A 1,229-nucleotide genomic window follows, 5' to 3' on the forward strand; every position below is an offset into this window, starting at 1 on the left:
AATTTGCCATGCTTTGAGTGCACCTAATAAAGGAACTTCAATGAGTGTCACGCCTTTAAGCAGGTTAATCACATAACCGCCAACTAAAAAGGCGATACCTCCACCTAAGAAAGCGCCAATTGAATAGATCCCGACCGCGCGGCCTAGTTTGTCTTTGCTAAACATGTCACTAAACATTGAATAGGCCGCTGGAGATAAAGCTGCTTCACCAACGCCCACAGCCATACGGCTTAGGAATAGTTGAATAAAGTTTTTACTTAAACCGCAAGTTGCTGTTGCTAAGCTCCAGACAATAATCCCGATTGAAATCAGTTTTGGTCGGGAAAAACGGTCGGCAATATAGGCTAATGGTAAGCCCATCACAGCGTAGAATAGTGAAAAGGCAAGGCCATGTAACAAGCTAAATTGAGTATCTGAAAGTTGAAGGTCTGCTTTGATGGGTTCAATCATCAAGGCCAGAATTTGACGGTCAATAAATGAAAATATATAGGCCAACATACAAAGTATGACCACATACCATGCATATGCATTGGTTTTCTTTTGTGTCCTTTCAACAGCGATATTACTTTGGTTCATACACTTAATCCTTATGTATAAAACGCTTTAAAGAAATTGATCTCTAGCTTCTATTCATCCTCAAAATTTTTGATACGTCCCCATTTGAAATGAATTATGAAACGGCTAGAAATGATTGAATTTGGTTTGGTAAGGGGCCTTGAAGAAGGTGACTTAACACAAACGGAAATAGTAATGCTGACTAGATTATTGAATTATTATTTTCTTTTTATATGTAAAATTCCATTACTTGTTGAGTATGTTTAGATACCTAAAAAGTATGTTAAGTGAGCTATTGGAAGGGTTTTATTTTTATAAATATTTGAATTTAATAAATTTTATTATTGATGGCAGATTTTTTATAGTGAGCAGCTAAAGAAAGACTAGCTTTAACTGCTCTAGAGCCAAGTTAATTTAGTGTCGATGGAAATAATTAACTTGATGGCATGAGATCAAATAATTTTTTTAACTGATGATTTAGGTTATGCAGTTCATCTTCTGAAAAAGCATTGAGGATCCCCGCTAAGGTAACCACACTAATTTGGTTAATCTGTTCAACCAGCTCAACACCTTTGGCCGTTAATTTCACCATCGAAATCCGTTCATCAGCGGTAGAAGAGTAGACTTCCACAATGCCATCTTCTACCAATCGATATACAGCCTTTGTTGCTGTT

The 1,229-nt window shown here is 36.8% G+C and carries 2 protein-coding genes; both read right to left on the reverse strand.

Features of this window, described 5'->3' with window-relative positions:
* Positions 1–576 (reverse strand): MFS transporter (locus tag VXQ92_RS19120; protein ID WP_416682861.1); only part of this gene is annotated, 576 nt, incomplete at its 3' end.
* 412 nt (positions 577–988) lie between these two features.
* On the reverse strand, positions 989–1,229 hold a 241-nt coding region (locus tag VXQ92_RS19125; protein WP_416682862.1), incomplete at its 5' end, for a MarR family winged helix-turn-helix transcriptional regulator.

It is taken from the genome of Acinetobacter sp. 228 (assembly GCF_048147885.1).